Below are 17,823 nucleotides of genomic sequence, written 5' to 3' on the forward strand. Positions count from 1 at the left end.
CCGAGGCGCTTAATCGACGCTGGAGCGTCGGGATCTGCTCCCACGCTGGAGCGTGGGGAGCCAGCCGAAAATCAATGGGTTGGTTTTTAGACACCCTCCCGGAGGCAGAGGGAGTGAAATGCGCAGATTGTTCCGTGTGGAAGTATATAACCATGGCCGAACCCGCCGAACACCAAGCGACTTATGAGGATCTGCTACGGGTTCCGGTGCGTTTGGTTGCCGAGATCGTCAACGGCCGTTTAGTCACCCATCCGCGACCGGCTCCGAGGCACTTGCGAGCGAGCTCGTCGCTCGGTGGAGCGCTCGATGGCCCTTTCGACAAGGGCCATGGTGGGCCGGGAGGGTGGTGGATTCTGGACGAGCCCGAGCTGCATCTCGGGCCCCATGTCCTGGTCCCGGATCTGGCGGGCTGGCGTCGGACCCGCCTGCCGGCCCTACCGGAAACCGCCTGGTTCGAGCTGGTCCCGGACTGGGTCTGTGAAATCCTGTCCCCCGGAACGGCCGCAGGCGATCGGGTCGAGAAACTGCCGATCTATGCGGAATACGGCGTGAACCACGTCTGGCTCATCGATCCCCAATTGCACACCTTGGAGGCCCTTGAGAGTGATGCGGGAAGGTGGCGCTTGCTCACCACCTTGAACGGCCAAGATCGGGTTTCGCTCCCACCGTTCGACGCCATCGTATTCGATCTATCGCTGCTGTGGGCGGATTGAAGGGGCTGTCTCTAAACATCGGATCACCCGCTCCATATCTTCCAGGGTATCGACGCCTGGGCCCGGCTCCTCGAGGGCCTGGGTCACGTGGATCGCCTCGCCGTGCCAGAGTACCCGCAGCTGTTCCAGGGATTCGGCCAGCTCCAAGGGGGCGGGCTGCCAGCTGACAAAGCGCATGAGAAAGGCGAGTCGGTAGGCATACAGGCCAATGTGGCGCAGGAATCGAACGCCCTGGGGCAAGGGTTCGTGCGCCCCGAGGGACTCGTCCCGATGCCAGGGGATGGGGGCACGCGAGAAGTAGAGCGCGTAACCATCCGCATCCGTGACCACCTTGACCGTGTGCGGATCGAAGAGGGTCTGTGCAGCGTGGATCGGATAGGCAAGGGTTGCCATGCCGGTCGAGCCGTGGCCTGCCAGGTCGCGCGCCACCTGGTCGATGAGGGCCGGCGGCATACAGGGCTCGTCGCCCTGGAGGTTAACCAGGATGCTGTCCCGCGGCCAGCCACGGGTCGCAGCGACCTCGGCAATGCGGTCCGTACCACTGTGGTGATCGCTCCTGGTCAGGGCCACATCGGCGCCGAACGCGGTACAGACCTCGGCGATGCGCACATCGTCCGTGGCGATCACAATCTGGTTGGCGGTACACTCTCTGGCCCGTTCATAGACGTGTCGAATCAGCGGCACCCCGGCGATCTCGAGCAGCGGCTTGCCGGGAAGCCGGCTGGCGCCATAGCGGGCCGGGATAACTACTTTGAAATCGATTCCGGCCATGGATTTGGGTTCAAACCGGAAAATCGAAGAGCCACTTGTTCAGCCCTTGCCTTTGTTTGTAACCTTTTTGGGGATTGCCTCTTTAGAAAAACCATCGAATCTTGCTTATCTTCATGGGTAAACAAAGCCTTGTAATTAAAACCAGGTTCCTGATTTGCAGAAAACATGTAACCTTCTTCGAGTCGTTTACGAATGTGCTCCGAATCATAAAGCTCTACGCCAATCCAGTTTCTGTGATGTATTTCTGCTGCCTGATAGGTGGATCCACCGCCTCCGAAGGGATCTAAAATAATATCTCCAGGATTGGTAGAAATCAAAATGGCGCGTTCCGGGATAACCAACTTCAATTCATTGACGCCGGGACGAACCTTGAACTTCTTGTGGCGGTTCGGTGAGGTATCTTCCCAAAAATCCGTGAGGTTCACACCTTCAGGATTCATTTTGCTACGGTGTCCGCCGTAGTCTCTAATTTCCTTGCCACAATGGCGGCAAGTCGGAATCGGTAATCGGAGCTTATTGAACACACGGGGCTTACCTCTTGTATAATACAATAGGGCATAGTGAGCAGGATAGAGTTTATTTCCGCGCGGGTAGGTTCCTTTCATGGTCAGGGCTATCCAATGCCTGAAATCGAGGTGTTCGCCCATGATCGGCGCAAACTGCACGGCCAGCTCAGGCATAGCATAGAGGAAAAATGTACCTCCTCCCTTCAAGACTCGGCAACACTCCAGAATCCATTCTCGACACCATTCAATGTATTCGGTCTTGGAAACCTTGTCGGTGTAACCGTTTTTATAGTCTTTTCCTATATTAAACGGGGGATCGGCAAATATGGTATCAATAGACTCGGATCTCATGCGGCCAAGGATTTTCAAGCAATCACCTTCGTAAAGGAGACCGTGACAGGTGGTGAAAAATGGTTGGATCATAAGGATAGGTTATCGCTCGACCAAAGAGCTGTCGAAAATGAAAACAGAAGTATTGCTAGCCGCCCTGGTGAGTTGAACCGCAAAGGCACGAAGATTTTCCGTAAAGGCAGCCCTTGTAGATAACCAACCGGAGGTTGGGCAAAGCGCAGCATACCTGACATCTTTGCTTTTCCTATACTCAACCAACCTGTCACCCGGTTACGGCGTTTGTTGCGCCGCGTGTTTCACTGTCAAAATCTGCACGGTGCGGGCCTCGACCAACACCCGGTAAAAAACGATGTAATTCGGATGCGCGACCAGCTCGCGCACATCGGCCGACGAGCCTGGTCGGCCAGTACGCCCGAGCTCGGGATGCTGCGCGAGGAGTTTGGTCTGGTCGCGTATTTCCTGCCCGAAGTTTCCGGCGTGCACCGGGTTATCCTTCCCGATGTAGCGGACGATGGTGCGCAAGTCATTGCGGGCTGTTGGTCGCCACTCAATGCGGTAAGCCTTCGCCGTCACGCTTTGTCCGCGGCGTGAACAATGCGCTTCCTGCCGGTCATGGCGGCAATCTCGGCATCCATTTCGGCCATGACCTCAGCATGCGGAATGCTTGGCCGCGGGTCGTCGATGGCTTCCTGAATTTGAGCAGCCAGCCACTCGTTATAAGCGGCGGCTTTGTGGGCCTCACGCATCGCCTCGGCGCGACCCCGATTGCCGGCGGTTTCTTCCTTCTCAGCCGGGTCCCATTCGCTGGCGTCGAACTGACCGACTGTGATGCCTACGTCGCGCAGCACGTTCAATGCGGCGATGGGATTGCCGAAGCGGCGCGGCTCGGTACTCCCAGTCTTCGACAAAACAGCGTCCTGTCCGCTCCGGGTGGCGATTTCCACGAAGAAGCCGCCCCCTTGTCCCTTCACAGTGATGTCCTTCACGCCGCCGGCGCTGGTCATGGCGCAAAGCTGTTCCAGGGTCATGCTGAACATGGTGAAATCCTCTATCAAACGAGGAAATTATAATGCCTTGATTGTGTATGAATGGTAGAAATTATGTAAGTCCCCAAGGTTACAAAAAAGTCGTTTTAAGGCGTTTATAAAAGGCTGCGTCGAGAGCAAAAAACCCTCTCCAGGACACCGCAAAGAATCCCCAGGATGGGATTTTTCAAGGTCCCTGTATGTTATTGTGCAGATCCAGTTGAGCCATGTATCTCATTACGTCTCTTTTATTCGATCCCCTCTCCCCAGCCCTTTCCCGGAGGGAGAGGGGGTGCTGCGTGTGGCGTGCCCAACCCACTGCGGGTGGCGATGTTTCCATTTAAACCTTAACCACTACCGATAGCTGATCGATGCGGTTCGTTTCACTCACCGCATCCTACGGGCTTTGCCCAACCTGCAAACCGATAGTAACCGAACCGCAGAGGACTCAGCATTCCAACCTCTTTCTTATCCACAGATTACACGGATTTTCGCAGATGAAAAATAGAAACAATCTGCGAAAATCTGTGTAATCTGCGGATAGATGAAGAGTGTTTGAACCATAATTCCTTTGCGTCTTTGCGGTTCAAAAAGTCTTTTATCCGCTCATGCCGCGGGGACCTCTTCTTCGGGACCCAGCGTCCGTGCCTCCTCTTCCAGCATCACGGGAATATCGTCCCGGATCGGGTAGGCCAGGCGATCGCCCCGGCAGATGAGCTCCGCGGCCGTCTTGTCATAGTAGAGGACGCCTTTGCACACGGGACACCGCAGGATGTCCAGGAGTCTTTTATCCATTGCCGATACCCTTCAGTTTTTCCAACAGCAGCTGTTCGAACCCGCTGGGGAGCCGCGACGCCACCGGCAGATACCAGAAATCCGGGCGCGCAAACCCGGTGCACTTGACCGCGTCCTTCTCCGTCATGACCACCGGCCCCGGGGGCCAGGATGCCGCGTCCTCACGGCGGAACGGGTGATGATCCGGATAGGGCCGCTCGTTCACATGCAGTCCCCGGCGGCGCAAGTGCGCGAAGAAGCGGTCGGGATTGCCGATCCCCGCGACCGCCGTGACCCGTTGCCCACGCAACTCCCCCAGATCCCGCGTGATCTCCCGGTCAGCGAGATTGACCAGCGGTCCGGGAGCCAGGCGCATCACCTGCCCACCTGGACAAGGACTACCATTGCATAGGGTCAGGTCCGCTGCGCGACCCCGGGCCGCGGGCTCACGCAGGGGTCCGGCAGGCAGACAGCGCCCATTGCCGAACCGGCGGGAGGCATCGATCACCAGGATCTCCAGATCTCGCCGCAGGCCATAGTGCTGGAGCCCATCGTCGCTCACAATCATATCGCATTCACAGTTAGCCAGAAGCAGCTCGCCGGCCGCGACCCGATCGGCCCCCGCGACGACGGGGCAACCGCTGCGCCGTGCCAGCAGGACCGACTCGTCTCCCACCTGGAAAGGATCATCGTCCCCGGTCACCAACCGGGGCCACCGGGTCCCGCTACCGCTGTAGCCTCGGATCAGGATACCGGGCCGGTAACCCCGGCGGCGCAATAAATCGGTTACCCCCAACACCAGGGGGGTCTTGCCGGTACCGCCGACGGTGAGATTACCTACCACGATCACGGGGACCGGCAGGCGACGGCTGTGCAACCATCCCCGCCGATAGGCCAGACGCCGCAACCTGACGCCGCCGCAATAGAGCCAGCTCAAGGGCAGCAAGGCGGAGGAGAGCGGGTGGCCGTTGTACCAAACCGCCCCAGCAAGACGGGTCATCATGATCCGGCTCGCCGATCCGTTCATGCGGCCGCCGGACCCGTATGGAACTGCATCCGGTGCAGCCTCGTGTAGGATCCCCCCCGCGCCAGCAGGTCCAGGTGCCGACCCTGCTCCACGATGCGTCCCTGATCCATGACCAGGATTCGATCCGTATGCTCGATGGTGGAGAGCCGATGGGCGATGACCAGGGTGGTGCGGTGCTGCATCAGCTCCAGTAGGGCGGCCTGGATATGGCGCTCCGACTCGGTGTCCAGCGCGGAGGTGGCCTCGTCCAGAATCAGGATGGGGGCGTCCTTGAGCATGGCCCGCGCGATGGCGATGCGCTGGCGCTGCCCGCCGGAGAGCAGCACCCCCCGGTCGCCGATGGGGGTCTCGAAGCCGCGGGGGAGCGCACGGATGAAGTCCAGGGCATGGGCCGCGTGGGCCACCTGCTCGATATCCCGCAGGTCCACCTGCCCCGGACGGCCATAGGCGATATTGTTCGCCACCGAGTCGTTGAACAGGACCACATCCTGGGTCACCAGGGAGATCTGGTCGCGCAGACTCTTCAGGGTTAGCTCCCGCACCTCCAGGCCATCGATGAGGATCCGCCCGCAGGTCGCGTCATAGAAACGTGGCAAGAGGCTGACCAGGGTGGTCTTGCCGCTGCCGGAACGCCCTACGAAGGCGACCGCCTCTCCCGGCTCGATGGTGAGGGTCACGTCCTCGAGCACGGGCCCCTGGTCCGGGTCGTAGACATGGCCTACCCCCCGATACTCCACCCTGCCTGCGGCGCGGCCCAGGGTGCGGGTGCCGGTGTCGCTTTCGGTCTGGGTATCCAGGAGCTCGAACAGACTCTCGGCGGCGATGATACCCCGCTGCAGATGGGCATTGACCGAGGTCAGGCGTTTGACCGGCGGCAACAGCAGTCCCATGGCCACCACGAAGGACATGAAGGTCCCCACCGAGATACCCTCCTGCAGCCCCTGCATGGTGGACAGGTAGACGATCACGGCGATCGCCAGGGCCGAGATGAGCTGCACCAGAGGAACGCTGGCCGCCTCGGTAGCGATCATCTTCATCTGCAAGGAGCGGGTCTTTTCGTTGACATGGCCGAAGCGGGTCCGCTCTTGGGCCTGTCCGCCGAAGGCCTTGACCACCCGCTGGGCGTCGATGGCCTCCTGGACGGCATGGGTCAACTCACCCACCCGGTCCTGGATGCGTTGGCTGTGACGGCGAAAGCGCTTGGAGGCGTACTTCACCGCCCCCGCCATGGCGGGCCCCGTCAGCAGGAAGATCGCCGACAAGGAAGCATTGATGTACAGCATATAGGCGATCAGGCCCATGACGGTGAACCCATCGCGCACCAGGGTGGTCAAGGCCGTGGTGGTGGCCTGGGCGACGTTCTCCACGTTGTAGGTGAACTTGGACAGGATCTGACCGGAGCTGTGACGATCGTAATAGCGGGTAGGGGTGCGCATCAGGTGCTCGAACATCTCCCGGCGCAGGTCCGCCACCACCCGCCGCCCCACCCATTTGAGGAAGTAGGTGTTCACGAACCCGGCGCTACCCCGGACGACGAACAGGACCACCAAGAGCACCGGCATGGTGCGCACCACATCCGGATTGCGGTCCACGAAGCTGCCGTCCAACAGGGGTTGCATCATAGCGGCGAAGATCGGCTCGGTGGCCGCGTAGATGAGCATCCCCAAGATCGAGACGGAAAAGGGCCGCCAGTAGGGGCGGGCGTAGCCGAGCAGGCGCCGGTAGACCAGCCGGGCGGGGCCCGCGACGACGGCGTCCGCTTCGCTCATCGGGGGGCGTCGGGCCGGGTTGCAGCAAGGGAGAAGCGCAACAGCCCGAGCCGGCTGGCCGCATCCATGGCGGTCATGACCGCCTGGTGTGGGGTCGCGGCGTCGGCCCTGATGATTACCGGGCGCTCCCGCTCCTCACCGACCACGGCTGCGATCGCCTGCTGCAGGGTAGCCGGCTCGCGGTCCGCTAGCATCCGTTCGTCCACATAGAAGACGCCCGCACTGTCGATGGTAATCTCCAGGGCTCGGGGCATCTCGGCGGGAACGGCCTCGCCCTGGGCCTCCGGCAACCGGACCCGGATGCGGGTGTCTTCCTGGAAAGTAGTGGACACCATGAAAAAGATCAGGAGCAGGAAGACCACGTCGATCATCGGCGTCAGGTTGATATCGGGGGGCTCGAGGCGATGCGGGCGCAGGTTCACTTGACACCGTCCTCCGCGCGCTCGCCCTTGATGATCTCCACCAGCTTCAGGGCCTGCTCCTCCATGCCGATGGTGAGCTTATCGACCTTGCCGTTGAAGTAGCGGTGGAACATCAGGGCCGGGATGGCCACTGAAAGGCCGGCGGCGGTGGTAATCAGGGCCTTGGAGATGCCGCCCGCCAGGACCCCCGGATTGCCCACGCCGGCCTCCATGATGACCCCGAAGACCTCGATCATCCCGATGACGGTCCCCAACAGCCCCAGCAAGGGTGTCACCGCGGCAATCGTGCCCAAGGTGTTGATATGGCGCTCCAGCTCCGCCACCACCTGACGGCCGGTGTCGTGAATGGCCTCCTTCATCACCTCCCGGGAATACTCCCGGTTCACCAAGCCCGCGGTCAAGATACGCCCCAGGGGAGAGCCATCCCGCACCTTGAGCAGGCGTTCCTCCGTGAGCTGCGCTCGGCAGTGCCACTCCCGGATCTTAGTAACCAAGCCTTCGGGCATGACCCTGCGCCGACGCAGGGTCCACAGCCGTTCCATGACAATAGCCATGGCGATGACCGAACAGGCAAGGATCGGCAGCATCAACCAGCCGCCGGCCCTCATCAACTCCAACACCTGGAAATTACTCGGGTTCCCGAAATGCATGTCGATCCAAGCAGACACGACAGACTCACCCCGCCTTCCCTAAAGCTCAACCGAGATGGGCAACCTTCGCCGCCGTCCGTCACAGGGCCTTGCAAGACCCCCTCCAGGGATTCTCCGACCCGCGAAGTCACACGCGCGATCGGGCCGAGCACCGACCCCACTACCCGCGCCCATAGTTGCATCTATGATACCCGAAGCAGAATTCGGGCTCAGGCGATTTCCGTTTCCGTTAGGGCCTCGGGCCGGAAGGCGAAAACCGACCCCGCTTGCATCCGGGCCGTGAGCCGGCTATTTTCTCTCTGGTCTCCAAGATTCCTGGTTTCCAAAATTCTGGGAGCTGATTATGGCAGCCGTCATCGAACGTATCGATAGCCTCGAACAGACCGTGCAGGATTTCGTCCGGAGTGTCGGCGCCGAATTCCGCAAGCTCTACGACTCGCAACGGCAAACGGAAACGGAGCTGCGCCTATTCAAGGACGAAATGCGTGTGTTCAAGGATGAAATGAGTGATTTCAAAGATGAAATGAGTGATTTTAAGGATGAAATGAGTGATTTTAAGGACGAGATGCGTGACTTCAAAGACGAAGCGCGCCGGCAGCAGCGGGAGATGAACAAAAAGTGGGGGGAGCTCTCCAACAAGTTGGGCACCCTGGTCGAAGACCTGGTCGCCCCGAGTCTGCCCCGTGTTATCGAGGAGCGCCTGAACGAGCCCGCCTATGACCTCATGGTCCGGCTCAAGCGCCGGTTGCCCGACGGGCGGGTGAAGGAATTCGACGCCCTGGTGGTAACCCCCGATTGCGTTTGCCTCAACAGCACCAAGGCGACCCTGCGCAGCACCGACGTGGACGGCTTCGTAGCCGACATCGCCGAGTTCCGAACCTTCTTTCCCGAGCATGACGCCCTGCCCTTGGTGGGAATCCTCGCCAGTCTCAGCGTAGAAAAGAACGTGCTCGCCTACGCGGAGAAACAGGGCTTTCTGGTGCTGGCGGTCGGCGATGAGCTCATGGAGGTCAAGAACCAGCCCGGTTTCGAGCCGAAACGATTCTGAATTATTTGGCGTCGTGCGGAGGGAAAAGATCCCCCCTGCGTCGGGACAGGGTTTGACGGGTTGCGTTCGACGCACCAGGCGCGCTGATTGTCTGCCAGGTCAGTGCCGGCGTCTTAACGCAACCTACACCCACATTACCTCCCGCTGTCTGTCTGCGCGGACCTCGTGTTGGGTGTAGGTTGGGTTAGGCGCGCTGCCCGATCCTGAAGAACACAAACAACGTTGAACGCGCCGTAACCCAACACGACACCTTTACCGAATGTTCTTTCAAGGCTTCCGAAAATCAGTTGACTGGAGGATTATCAGAGAGTTGAGCAGGATCGGTTAGCACGATTTGGGGGTTGCCCTTGTATAGCTCGGCGGACCCAGAGACATACGAGTATCCGCGACCGAAACCCGCATAACGCATCTCGATGAGTTGAAGTATGGATCGCGCAGAATCGCTTGTTCGATCCGGAATCCACAAATTGAACTTGTGGGTAGGGGAGCCTGCGAAGATCAAAGCTCCATCTCCCGGCCACAGATTGATGCCACCTTGTAGGTCGCATAGCACGGTAATATGGCTTTTGTTGTCGGCAGCTATTATTGATGTCGGTATAGTCCAACCGCACCGAAAGTACGCCGGCCTGTAGACCTCGGTCGCGGTAATCCACTATCACGCTGTCCCGTAGGTGCCACAGGGTATCAGTGCACCATAATCACGGTTTGCACCTCTCGCGTTCGTCTGGGGGTCCCAAATCATGCGGGTAGCGCTTTGCGCATCGGCTTCGGCGACCATGAAGTCTTCGTGATAGAGCCTGGAACGTCCGTATTTGACGAAGTAGGGTGACCAACCATCACGTACGGCCTTGAGATTGTAGTTCTCCCCGTCTTTGTGAACATAGCAGAGGAGCCTTCCATAATTTCCTCGGTGACGTTGGAGGCAAACATGCCGGGGGTCCGACGTGTCGAATTCGATGTCCACTCGGACATCGCTTTGTGGAAATCCCTTCTCGTTACAACCGAAATACTGCTTAGCGAGCCGTGAGGCCTCCTTGCCAGCGTTCGTAACCGGTTTATTTCCAGGACGGCTTTCCTCGGTGTCGGTACAGATAGGCCGCAGGGATTCCTGTTGGCCCTCGATCTCCACCTTGACGGTATCGCCATCGACTACCTTAGTTAGCTTTACGTTGTCAATTCGCGTTGCCATAGCCCTTTCTCTCCCAATCGTTGACACAGGAAGGGGATACCATCTTACTATTAAGACACATCCCCGGATTTCAAGCGTTACACCAACCCCTACGCCTGCAGGCCCCCGGTCTGGTGACGACAACCAGGACCGTCTCCGATTCAGCAACCCCCTTCATGGTTCCCGTTTCTCCCTCCCGTGACCAGACCCTCCACTACAACCACGGCCTATCTCCCCCCCACCCGATCCGGGTTTTTCACCAGCAGCAAGGAGAGATAGTTGACCGACGTCCCGCGCAGAGAGTTCAGATCCCGCACGATACGTTCCTCCGGGGTCCCGGTCTTCTCGCAGAAGACGGCGTGTTCCAGCAACCGGCGGCGTGCCAGCAGGTCGATGATGTCGTCCAGTAGGGGTTTGACCTTGAGCAACACCAGGGTATCGAACTCGTCCAGCAGGTGATCCACGGTGTCGGTGCCGTAACCGGCTGGGAGGATGGCCATGCGGTCGTCGAGGTCCGTCAGGGGCATTTGTAAGCGTGCCGCCGATGCGCTGAAGGAGGAGACCCCCGCTACGGTTTCCACTCTGGTGTCGGGGTCCAGCGCGGTGAGGGTGCGGGCCAGATAACCGAAGCTGGAGTAGATGGAGGCGTCGCCTTCCACTAGGAAGAGCACGTCGCGGCCTTGCCGCAGTATCTCCCCTACCCGCTGTGCGGCCGCGGACCAGGCCGCGGCGAGCCGGGCCTGGTCGTGGGTCATCGGGAAGACCAAGGGCTCACAGCCGGACGGCGGCCTCAGCCCCGCGGCCCGCGTAATGCTCAATGCAAAGCTCTGGTGGCCCTTGCCGCGCACCGGGTAGGTCCAGTGGACATCGTCCTGCTCCAGCAACGCCCAGGCACGACGGGTAATCAATCCGGGATCGCCCGGACCCAGGGATATGCCGTATAAGATACCTTTATCAATCATGAAGTAGGGGGCTGAATGATTACGGCCTGCCTCGGGCGTCCCTGCGGGCAGCAGGCATTTACCGCGTTCTGGAGTGCGCTGGCTTGGATACGAATAACCTTACCCACAAAAAAATCTTTGCGCCCTGCACGCCTTTGCGGTTCAAAAAAGGGTAGCTGGTCGATGCGGTTTGCTGCCTGCCCGCCCCATCCCCGGGGAGGGTGTCGCAAAAGGCACCGATCTTCGCCCTTTGACCCCCTCTCCTCAAGCCCCCTCGCTGCGCTCGGCGCAGGCTCTCTCCCGGCGGGAGAGGGACTTTTGCGACACCCTTCTGGGGCGGTAGGCAGGCGCTCACCGCATCCTACCCTTACCTGCCACACATTGGATCCACATCATTTGTGCCCATTCGTGTCTATTTGGTGGTTCTCACCTACCTGCGCGCATAGGATCCACACCGGATTCTCGGCTGCCAGCCGGTGCATGTCCAGAACGGACCGGCTGCGAGACGCCTGGAGCTGGGTGACATCCCAGACTGCACCGGAGGCCTTGAGCAGCGTGATGGCCGTTCCCAGATTCTCGAAGGTGACCAGGTTCATCACCAGTCTGCCCTGGGGCCTGAGGCGTTGCAGGCCCAGCCGGATCAGCGCGGCCAGCTCCCCGCCTGAACCGCCGATAAATACGGCGTCGGGATCGGGCCAGGCGTCCAGCCCCGCCGGGGCCTTGCCCTGAACCAGGCTGTAGTTGTGGACTCCCAAGCGATGGCGATTGTAGGCGGCGATCTTAAGATCCGCAGGGTTTTGCTCGATGGCATAGACATGGCCGTCCGCGCACAAGCGGGCGGCCTCCAGGCCCAAGGCGCCGGAGCCGGCGCCGACGTCCCAGACGATGCTGTCGGCACGCAGGGCCAGTCGTGCCAGGGACACGGCGCGTATCTCGCGCCGGGTAATCAAGCCCCGTTGCGGCCGGCGTTGCAGGTAGGCATCATCCGCCAATCCGAACAGCACCGCGCGGCGCCGTGGGATCTCACGCCACAGCAAGAGGACGTTGGGGTCGGCGAACCGGCGAGCGGCGGCTTCTTTGACGGTGCAGTCGGAGACGATACGCTCGTCGTCCCGAGTCAGGCGCTCGGCAACGGCAAGCCGGAGGTCCTCGTCCAGCCCCTCCGCGACCACCATGCGCGCAATGCGATCGGGGGTGTTGTCCGGGCTGGTCAGGACGGCTAGCCGGTCGTTCCGATCCAGCGCCCGCAGCATCGGATACAGCCCATGCTCGGGTCCGGCGCCCTCATGCCATTCCCCGGTGTCGCCGCGATGTACGGAGACGATCCGCATGTCCTGCCAGGCCAGCCCGAGCCGGGCGCATGCCAATTGCACGGTCGATACGTTGGGCACCACCTCGTAAGTGCCAGGCATCAGCCACGCCCCTAGAGTTCCCGCGATGCCGTGACACCAGGGATCACCGGTTGCCAATACCGCGACGCTGTGGCCTTGTGCTTGGGCCTCCCGAATCCAGTCCGGGATCTTCTCGAGTTGGCCGGTGAGCTCACGGGTCCGTGCCCCGGTACGCAACTGGTCGGTAAACAGTGCCAGGGTACGTGCACTGCCGATGACCAGATCGACGCCGCGCAGCCGCGCCAGAGCTTCCGGCGTCAGACCGGCGATGCCGTTATCGAGCACCCCGATGATGTAGCAAGACGTGGTCATCCGGGGCGAACAAGTATAAATTTTCTCGAAAACATGATCTTGGCGGATTGGTTTTCCCTGTTGCGTCCTCTGCGTCTCTGCGGTTCAAACCGTCCCGCGGTCAACAACCGCGGTCTGATTGCAGCCGAGTGAATCGTCGGTGGGCACAGCTTGCCAGGCGGCCGGTGGCTGAAAGCCGGAGATTTATACACACCTGGCTTTGGACGGAGGGTAGACGCAAGCGACCAAAAACGACATAATTTGAGCATGCCCACATTCGCGTTTTCTTCACTCAAAAAGCCGTCGGCATCGAGTCACAGCCATTGTCGAATAGTCCGGGCCGGCTCGAACGCTTGTTGGTCGCTACGGCTGCGCATTTCGCCCCCGGCGGCGCATGCCACCGGGACGAGGATCCCTGGCGGGCCGTGTGGTCTAGGTGGAAAAGACCCCGGTGGACAGGTAGCGGTCCCCCCGGTCGCAGATGATGACTACGATGACCGCACCCTCGAGCTCGGCACTGAGCGCGCGGGCCGCGGCGACCGCGCCGCCCGAGGAGATGCCAGCGAAGATGCCTTCCCGTGCCGCCAGCTCCTGCGTCGTCTGCTCTGCCTGCCCCTGGGAGACATGGATGATGCGGTCCACGCCGGAGGGGTCGTAGATCTTGGGCAAGTAGGCCTGGGGCCAGCAGCGGATGCCCGGTATGCTGGCACCTTCCTCGGGCTGCACGCCGATGATCCGTATCGATCGGTCCTGCTCTTTGAGATAGCGCCCTGCACCCATGATGGTGCCCGTGGTGCCCATGGAGCTGACGAAGTGGGTGACGGCGCCCTGGGTGTCGCACCAGATCTCCGGTCCCGTGCCTTCGTAGTGGGCGCGCGGGTTGTCGGGATTGGCGAATTGATCCAAGATCCTGCCCTTCCCCTGAGCCTCCATCTGCCGCGCCAGGTCGATGGCCGCTTCCATGCTGCCTGCCTGGGGCGTGAGCAGGATCTCGGCGCCGAAGCTCTGCATGATCGCACGCCGCTCCAGGCTCATGTGCTCGGGCATGATCAGGACCATCCGGTAGCCCCGGATGGCCGCCGCCATGGCCAGCGCAATCCCTGTGTTCCCGCTGGTGGCCTCGATGAGGGTATCTCCGGGGGTGATTTCGCCGCGCTCTTCCGCGCGCCGAATCATACTCAGCGCCGGGCGGTCCTTTACCGACCCGGCCGGGTTGTTGCCCTCCAGCTTCACCAGAATGCGGTTGTCCGTCTCTCCCGGCAGCCGTTGCAGGCGTACCAGGGGCGTGTTGCCGACGCAGGCCTCGATGGTCGGATTGTGCATGGATCTCCGCCCACGGTGCGCGGGCTCGTTGATGGCTCGACCAGGTAATTGTGCACCAGAAGGAGAGTCCGAGAAAGGACCGACCGGCGGCATTAAGACTCTGGAAGGCACCAGTGCCGAGTGTTAGAGTTGGGGCCGGATACACACCTGCCAAGGGCCGGAGGAAATCTTGAAATGGAAGAAAAGCGAGTAAACACGGAATCCATTGCTACCGACTTGCCGGCGTGGGACGAGGCGGCGGCCCTGGAGATAGCGGGCGACAACCTGGACCTCGCCCGCGAGCTGGTTCAAATGCTTGTGCGTGGGCTCCCTCAGGACCTCTCCGATCTGCGGCGCTGCTTCCAGGCCAGCGATTGGCCGCTGCTCACCGCGACTGCTCACCGCATGCGCGGCGCGACTAGCTATTGCGGCGTACCCGCCCTCGATGCCCATCTCAAGGCGTTGGAGGATTCCGCCAAGGCCGGCGACCGGGAGCGCGTCGATGCCGAACTCGCGCAGGTGGTGCGGGAAGCGGAACGGTTGACTCGCACCATGACACCGACCGAGTAACGGGATAAAAGATCGGCCGTGTATTCGTAAACATGTAGCCATCACCCATGGATACTCCACCGCCCCGTTCTCTATCGGCCACCCGCCTTACCGTCCTGGTGTCGAAACTCCCGCTGTGGGTCGGTGGGGTGGCGATCGTGATCTGGCTGGTGGTGTTCTTTGGTAGCCTGATACCTTCTCCCAACCAATCACCACCCGCGCAGCCTTGGTCAGACCGCCTGTCGTCGAAGCCCATGTCCGAGCAATCTGTCCCCGCTGAGGCGTCGCAACCTGACGCGGCGGGAACAACCCTTCAGTCGGGAGTCGGTACGGCACCGGCTACCGAGCCGACTCGATTCACTGAGGGGCTGCCCTCTGTGTTTTCCAATGAACAACTGGCGGTGACCAGGGTACCTAAGACCGCTTCCGACGGCCCCTTGATGGAGCTCTTCGAGAAGCACCGAAGTGAGCTACCGGCCAGGCAGCCCGTCCCGATGGTCCCGTCCGCGACACTGAGTGCGTCCGCTGTGTCGTCGCTGTTTGATCTGGGGGCAGAGGTACCTAAGCGACCTGAAAGACAAGAACCTGCGGCAAAAACCAAGCGCAAGACCAAGACAAAGAAAACGGCTGAGTCAAGCACGCCGCAGCGAATTGCAACTGCCGTGTTGCCGCCGCTCGATCCAGGGGCGGAGGCACCTAAGCGGCCTGAAAGACAGGGACCTGCGGCAAAAACCGAGCGCAAAACCAAGACAGAGAAAACGGCCGAGTCGAGCACGCCGCAGCGAAGTGCAGCTGCCGTGTTGCCGCCGCTCGATCCGGGAGCGGAGACACTTAAGCGGCCTGAAAGACAGGGACCTACGACAGAAACCCGGAAAACGACCAAATCGGAGAGACCGAAGCGGAGTGCGTTCGCCGTATCACCGCTCGATCCGACTGACAGCTCGTGGACGGAGATTTTCGAGAAGTACCCAAGTGAGGTGCCGGCCAAGCCGTCCGTGCCAGTGGTCCTGTCCGCGACACCGAGTGCGTCCGCTGTGTCGTCGCTGTTCGATCTGGGGGCGGAGGCATCTGAGCGGCCTGAAAGACAGAGACCTGCGGCAAAAACCGGGAGCAAGACCAAGGCAAAGAAAACGGCCGAGTCGAGAATGCCGAAGCGAAGTGTGATTGCCGCGTCGTCGCCGCTCGATCCAGGGGCAGGGGCGCCTAAGCAGCCTGAAAGACAGGGACCTACGACAAAAGCCCGGAAAACGACCGAATCGGAGAGGCCGAAGCGGAGTGCGGTTGCCGCATCACCGCTCGCTCCGGGGAGGGGACCCCAACCCGTCTCTGACAGCTCGTGGACGGAGATTTTCGAGAAGTACCCAAGTGAGGTGCCGGCCAAGCCGTCCGTGCCAATGCTCCTGTCCGCGACACCGAGTGCGTCCGCTGTGTCGTCGCTGTTCGATCCGGTGGCAGAGGTACCTAAGCGGCCTGAAAGACAGAGACCTGCGGCAAAAACCGAGCGCAAGGCCAAGGCAAAGAAAACGGCCGAGCCGAGAACGCCGAAGCCAAGTGCGACCGCCGCGTCGTCGCCGCTCGATCCGGGGGCGGAAACACCTAAGCAGCCTAAAGGACAGGGACCTGCGGTAAAAACCAAGCGCAAGGCCAAGGCAAAGCAAAGGGTCAAGGTAAAGCTAACGGTCAAGCCGAGAAAGCCGAAGCCAAAGGTGGTAAGGCAACCTAAGTCGAATCTAGGCGATCCGACTGCTTGGTCTCCGACATATCATGGCACGAAATAAGCGAGAGATTTCTATCCCCCACAACCGCTGAGTTGGAGCTTTGGAGGAGTATTGATTATGGGAACGCGAGGCTCACGCCTACCGGGCTCCGTCTTGGAACGCCTGAGACGGATCGGGATGATCGTCGTATTGATTCTATTCAGCGGTACGGTATCCGCCTCAGGGTACGGATTTGCCGCTCCCGGCGAACACGCAGTGGTGATCTATCATACCGACTTCTCCTTGTATCCCTTCATCCGGATCTATTTGCGTACATTCGACGATAAGATGCAGCCCTTACCCGATCTGAACGAATACAATGTCCTCTTGATGATTCGAGGCCGCCCCTATGATCCGAGGAAGCGGCAGTTCGGCATTCAATCGATGCGTGGTCGTCGGGAGGCCACCCGGTCCGTGTTTGTGATCGACGCCAGTCAATCCATGGGCCATAAAACCGAGGGGGTCGAATCCCAGGCCCTTCGATCCAAGGCCCATACGCCGTTCGAGGAGATGCTGCGAGCAGCGGTTCGATTCATCGAGGGCAAGCGTCCCCAGGACGAGGTGGCCGTGTTGTTGGTTCGGGACACCAAGGAGGGTTATGCCGTCGTGTCTCGGTTCGAGCGCGACGGGAGGGCGCTCGCTCGTCGCCTTGCCGCCATGCGTGCGGATGGCCTGAAGAGCCGTTTATACGACGCTATCGACGCCGCGTTGCGGATGTGCGGCACGAGCTCCGAGGATTCCAATTCTGTCGTTTCCTGCTCGGTGCTCGTGATGTCCGACGGCAAGGACGAGGGCAGCGCAATCACCCGCGAGGACCTGATGACGCGCATCGCCGCTTTGCCCAGCCCTTATCCGATCTATTCGCTGGCCTACTCGCCTACCAATCGCGCCCATTTCAAGAACCTCGAAGCCTTGTCGAAGAACTCCCTCGGTATCTACTACAGAGTCGGGAAGAGGCCATCCGGTATGCGACCTATCCTTGCGGAGATCCGGAACCTACTGCACAGCGATTATGTCGTCACCTTGCGTTCCTACCTACCCGTAGATGGGGCCAGGCACGACATCGCGGTCGGCGTGGAGGCCCCGCGCGGTAGCGGCAACTACGCTTTCGATAACAGCTTTTTCGAGGCGATTCGACAGCCGTTTACAAGGGAGATCGAAGAAGCAAAATTGCTGCTGGCGAAGAAGATCAAAGAGTTGCCGGACGGCGCTGAGCCCTACTATTACTAGGGGCTTTGAGCAATCCTGAATTATTTGGCGTTGTTCGGAGGGTGTGACGGGTATAACTAGGAACCTGGTTCCGTGAACTAAATGAACCGTTTATAGAATAATCCCTTTATAAAACAACAGGATAATGGAAAAATTCAT

The 17,823-nt window shown here is 60.6% G+C and carries 18 protein-coding genes; 4 read left to right on the forward strand and 14 right to left on the reverse strand.

Annotated features, from left to right (window positions below):
- Positions 1-152 precede the first annotated feature (152 nt).
- Positions 153-713: a Uma2 family endonuclease gene (locus BQ17_RS02835; protein WP_089724204.1), complete on the forward strand. Its 561-nt coding sequence runs from the start codon at positions 153-155 to the stop codon at positions 711-713.
- Here BQ17_RS02835 and kdsB read toward each other — a convergent pair.
- From kdsB to BQ17_RS02880, 9 genes are all read right to left on the reverse strand, one after another.
- The gene (kdsB, locus tag BQ17_RS02840; protein ID WP_176722265.1) at positions 690-1,484 is read right to left on the reverse strand and encodes a 3-deoxy-manno-octulosonate cytidylyltransferase; all 795 of its coding nucleotides are present in this window, start codon (positions 1,482-1,484) and stop codon (positions 690-692) included. The genes BQ17_RS02835 and kdsB overlap by 24 nt on opposite strands.
- Positions 1,460-2,413 carry a DNA-methyltransferase gene (locus BQ17_RS02845; protein WP_089724205.1) on the reverse strand — a complete coding sequence of 318 codons (954 nt, stop codon included), beginning with the start codon at positions 2,411-2,413 and terminating at the stop codon, positions 1,460-1,462. The genes kdsB and BQ17_RS02845 overlap by 25 nt, the downstream gene beginning before the upstream one ends.
- Positions 2,414-2,611: 198 nt before the next feature.
- Complete coding sequence (locus BQ17_RS02850; RefSeq protein ID WP_089724206.1) at positions 2,612-2,914, reverse strand: type II toxin-antitoxin system RelE/ParE family toxin; 303 nt, start codon at positions 2,912-2,914, stop codon at positions 2,612-2,614.
- Complete coding sequence (locus BQ17_RS02855; RefSeq protein ID WP_089724207.1) at positions 2,911-3,378, reverse strand: antitoxin PaaA2 family protein; 468 nt, start codon at positions 3,376-3,378, stop codon at positions 2,911-2,913. The genes BQ17_RS02850 and BQ17_RS02855 overlap by 4 nt, the downstream gene beginning before the upstream one ends.
- Before the next feature lie 594 nt (positions 3,379-3,972).
- Positions 3,973-4,161 (reverse strand): Trm112 family protein, encoded by a 189-nt coding sequence (locus BQ17_RS02860; protein WP_089724208.1) that lies wholly within the window; start codon positions 4,159-4,161, stop codon positions 3,973-3,975.
- Positions 4,154-5,143: a tetraacyldisaccharide 4'-kinase gene (lpxK, locus tag BQ17_RS02865; protein ID WP_256091454.1), complete on the reverse strand. Its 990-nt coding sequence runs from the start codon at positions 5,141-5,143 to the stop codon at positions 4,154-4,156. Before lpxK ends, BQ17_RS02860 begins: the two co-directional genes overlap by 8 nt.
- Before the next feature lie 20 nt (positions 5,144-5,163).
- A complete protein-coding gene (msbA, locus tag BQ17_RS02870; protein WP_089724209.1) occupies positions 5,164-6,936 on the reverse strand; it encodes a lipid A export permease/ATP-binding protein MsbA in 1,773 nt (590 codons plus the stop codon).
- Positions 6,933-7,358: an ExbD/TolR family protein gene (locus BQ17_RS02875; protein ID WP_089724210.1), complete on the reverse strand. Its 426-nt coding sequence runs from the start codon at positions 7,356-7,358 to the stop codon at positions 6,933-6,935. Before BQ17_RS02875 ends, msbA begins: the two co-directional genes overlap by 4 nt.
- The gene (locus BQ17_RS02880) at positions 7,355-7,978 is read right to left on the reverse strand and encodes a MotA/TolQ/ExbB proton channel family protein (RefSeq protein WP_089724220.1); all 624 of its coding nucleotides are present in this window, start codon (positions 7,976-7,978) and stop codon (positions 7,355-7,357) included. The genes BQ17_RS02875 and BQ17_RS02880 overlap by 4 nt, the downstream gene beginning before the upstream one ends.
- 373 nt (positions 7,979-8,351) lie before the next feature.
- Between BQ17_RS02880 and BQ17_RS02885 the strand changes: the two genes are divergently transcribed.
- Complete coding sequence (locus BQ17_RS02885; protein ID WP_089724211.1) at positions 8,352-9,056, forward strand: hypothetical protein; 705 nt, start codon at positions 8,352-8,354, stop codon at positions 9,054-9,056.
- A 655-nt stretch (positions 9,057-9,711) separates the two neighbouring features.
- Here the strand turns inward: BQ17_RS02885 and BQ17_RS22300 are convergent.
- The 4 genes from BQ17_RS22300 to cysM all read right to left on the reverse strand — a co-directional run bounded on the left by BQ17_RS22300 (position 9,712) and on the right by cysM (position 14,170).
- A complete protein-coding gene (locus BQ17_RS22300; protein WP_218068030.1) occupies positions 9,712-10,245 on the reverse strand; it encodes a thermonuclease family protein in 534 nt (177 codons plus the stop codon).
- 206 nt (positions 10,246-10,451) lie between these two features.
- Entirely contained in the window at positions 10,452-11,186 is a 735-nt protein-coding gene (cobI, locus tag BQ17_RS02895) for a precorrin-2 C(20)-methyltransferase (RefSeq protein WP_089724212.1), read from the reverse strand.
- A 371-nt stretch (positions 11,187-11,557) separates the two neighbouring features.
- On the reverse strand, positions 11,558-12,868 hold the full coding sequence (gene cbiE / locus BQ17_RS02900) for a precorrin-6y C5,15-methyltransferase (decarboxylating) subunit CbiE (protein WP_089724213.1): 1,311 nt from the start codon (positions 12,866-12,868) through the stop codon (positions 11,558-11,560).
- A 411-nt stretch (positions 12,869-13,279) separates the two neighbouring features.
- A complete protein-coding gene (gene cysM / locus BQ17_RS02905) occupies positions 13,280-14,170 on the reverse strand; it encodes a cysteine synthase CysM (RefSeq protein WP_089724214.1) in 891 nt (296 codons plus the stop codon).
- 174 nt (positions 14,171-14,344) lie between these two features.
- Between cysM and BQ17_RS02910 the strand changes: the two genes are divergently transcribed.
- Positions 14,345-14,719 carry an Hpt domain-containing protein gene (locus BQ17_RS02910; protein WP_089724215.1) on the forward strand — a complete coding sequence of 125 codons (375 nt, stop codon included), beginning with the start codon at positions 14,345-14,347 and terminating at the stop codon, positions 14,717-14,719.
- 292 nt (positions 14,720-15,011) lie between these two features.
- Here BQ17_RS02910 and BQ17_RS20095 read toward each other — a convergent pair whose 3' ends face one another.
- Positions 15,012-16,382 carry a hypothetical protein gene (locus tag BQ17_RS20095; RefSeq protein ID WP_141699056.1) on the reverse strand — a complete coding sequence of 457 codons (1,371 nt, stop codon included), beginning with the start codon at positions 16,380-16,382 and terminating at the stop codon, positions 15,012-15,014.
- Between the two features lie 151 nt (positions 16,383-16,533).
- Here BQ17_RS20095 and BQ17_RS02920 point away from each other — a divergent pair, with 151 nt between their 5' ends.
- Positions 16,534-17,685 carry a vWA domain-containing protein gene (locus tag BQ17_RS02920; protein ID WP_089724217.1) on the forward strand — a complete coding sequence of 384 codons (1,152 nt, stop codon included), beginning with the start codon at positions 16,534-16,536 and terminating at the stop codon, positions 17,683-17,685.
- Positions 17,686-17,823: the final 138 nt, after the last annotated feature.

Origin of the sequence: Candidatus Thiosymbion oneisti (assembly GCF_900092655.1) — a bacterium.
GTDB classification, from domain to species: domain Bacteria; phylum Pseudomonadota; class Gammaproteobacteria; order Chromatiales; family Chromatiaceae; genus Thiosymbion; species Thiosymbion oneisti.

Excerpts from the sequence above, each read along its gene's own strand:
- BQ17_RS02835 (WP_089724204.1), top strand. The coding sequence starts at position 153 with ATGGCCGAACCCGCCGAACACCAAGCGACTTATGAGGATCTGCTACGG.
- kdsB (WP_176722265.1), bottom strand. The coding sequence starts at position 1,484 with ATGGCCGGAATCGATTTCAAAGTAGTTATCCCGGCCCGCTATGGCGCC.
- BQ17_RS02845 (WP_089724205.1), bottom strand. The coding sequence starts at position 2,413 with ATGATCCAACCATTTTTCACCACCTGTCACGGTCTCCTTTACGAAGGT.
- BQ17_RS02855 (WP_089724207.1), bottom strand. The coding sequence starts at position 3,378 with ATGTTCAGCATGACCCTGGAACAGCTTTGCGCCATGACCAGCGCCGGC.
- BQ17_RS02860 (WP_089724208.1), bottom strand. The coding sequence starts at position 4,161 with ATGGATAAAAGACTCCTGGACATCCTGCGGTGTCCCGTGTGCAAAGGC.
- lpxK (WP_256091454.1), bottom strand. The coding sequence starts at position 5,143 with ATGATGACCCGTCTTGCTGGGGCGGTTTGGTACAACGGCCACCCGCTC.
- msbA (WP_089724209.1), bottom strand. The coding sequence starts at position 6,936 with ATGAGCGAAGCGGACGCCGTCGTCGCGGGCCCCGCCCGGCTGGTCTAC.
- BQ17_RS02885 (WP_089724211.1), top strand. The coding sequence starts at position 8,352 with ATGGCAGCCGTCATCGAACGTATCGATAGCCTCGAACAGACCGTGCAG.
- BQ17_RS22300 (WP_218068030.1), bottom strand. The coding sequence starts at position 10,245 with ATGGCAACGCGAATTGACAACGTAAAGCTAACTAAGGTAGTCGATGGC.
- cobI (WP_089724212.1), bottom strand. The coding sequence starts at position 11,186 with ATGATTGATAAAGGTATCTTATACGGCATATCCCTGGGTCCGGGCGAT.
- cbiE (WP_089724213.1), bottom strand. The coding sequence starts at position 12,868 with ATGACCACGTCTTGCTACATCATCGGGGTGCTCGATAACGGCATCGCC.
- cysM (WP_089724214.1), bottom strand. The coding sequence starts at position 14,170 with ATGCACAATCCGACCATCGAGGCCTGCGTCGGCAACACGCCCCTGGTA.
- BQ17_RS02910 (WP_089724215.1), top strand. The coding sequence starts at position 14,345 with ATGGAAGAAAAGCGAGTAAACACGGAATCCATTGCTACCGACTTGCCG.
- BQ17_RS02920 (WP_089724217.1), top strand. The coding sequence starts at position 16,534 with ATGGGAACGCGAGGCTCACGCCTACCGGGCTCCGTCTTGGAACGCCTG.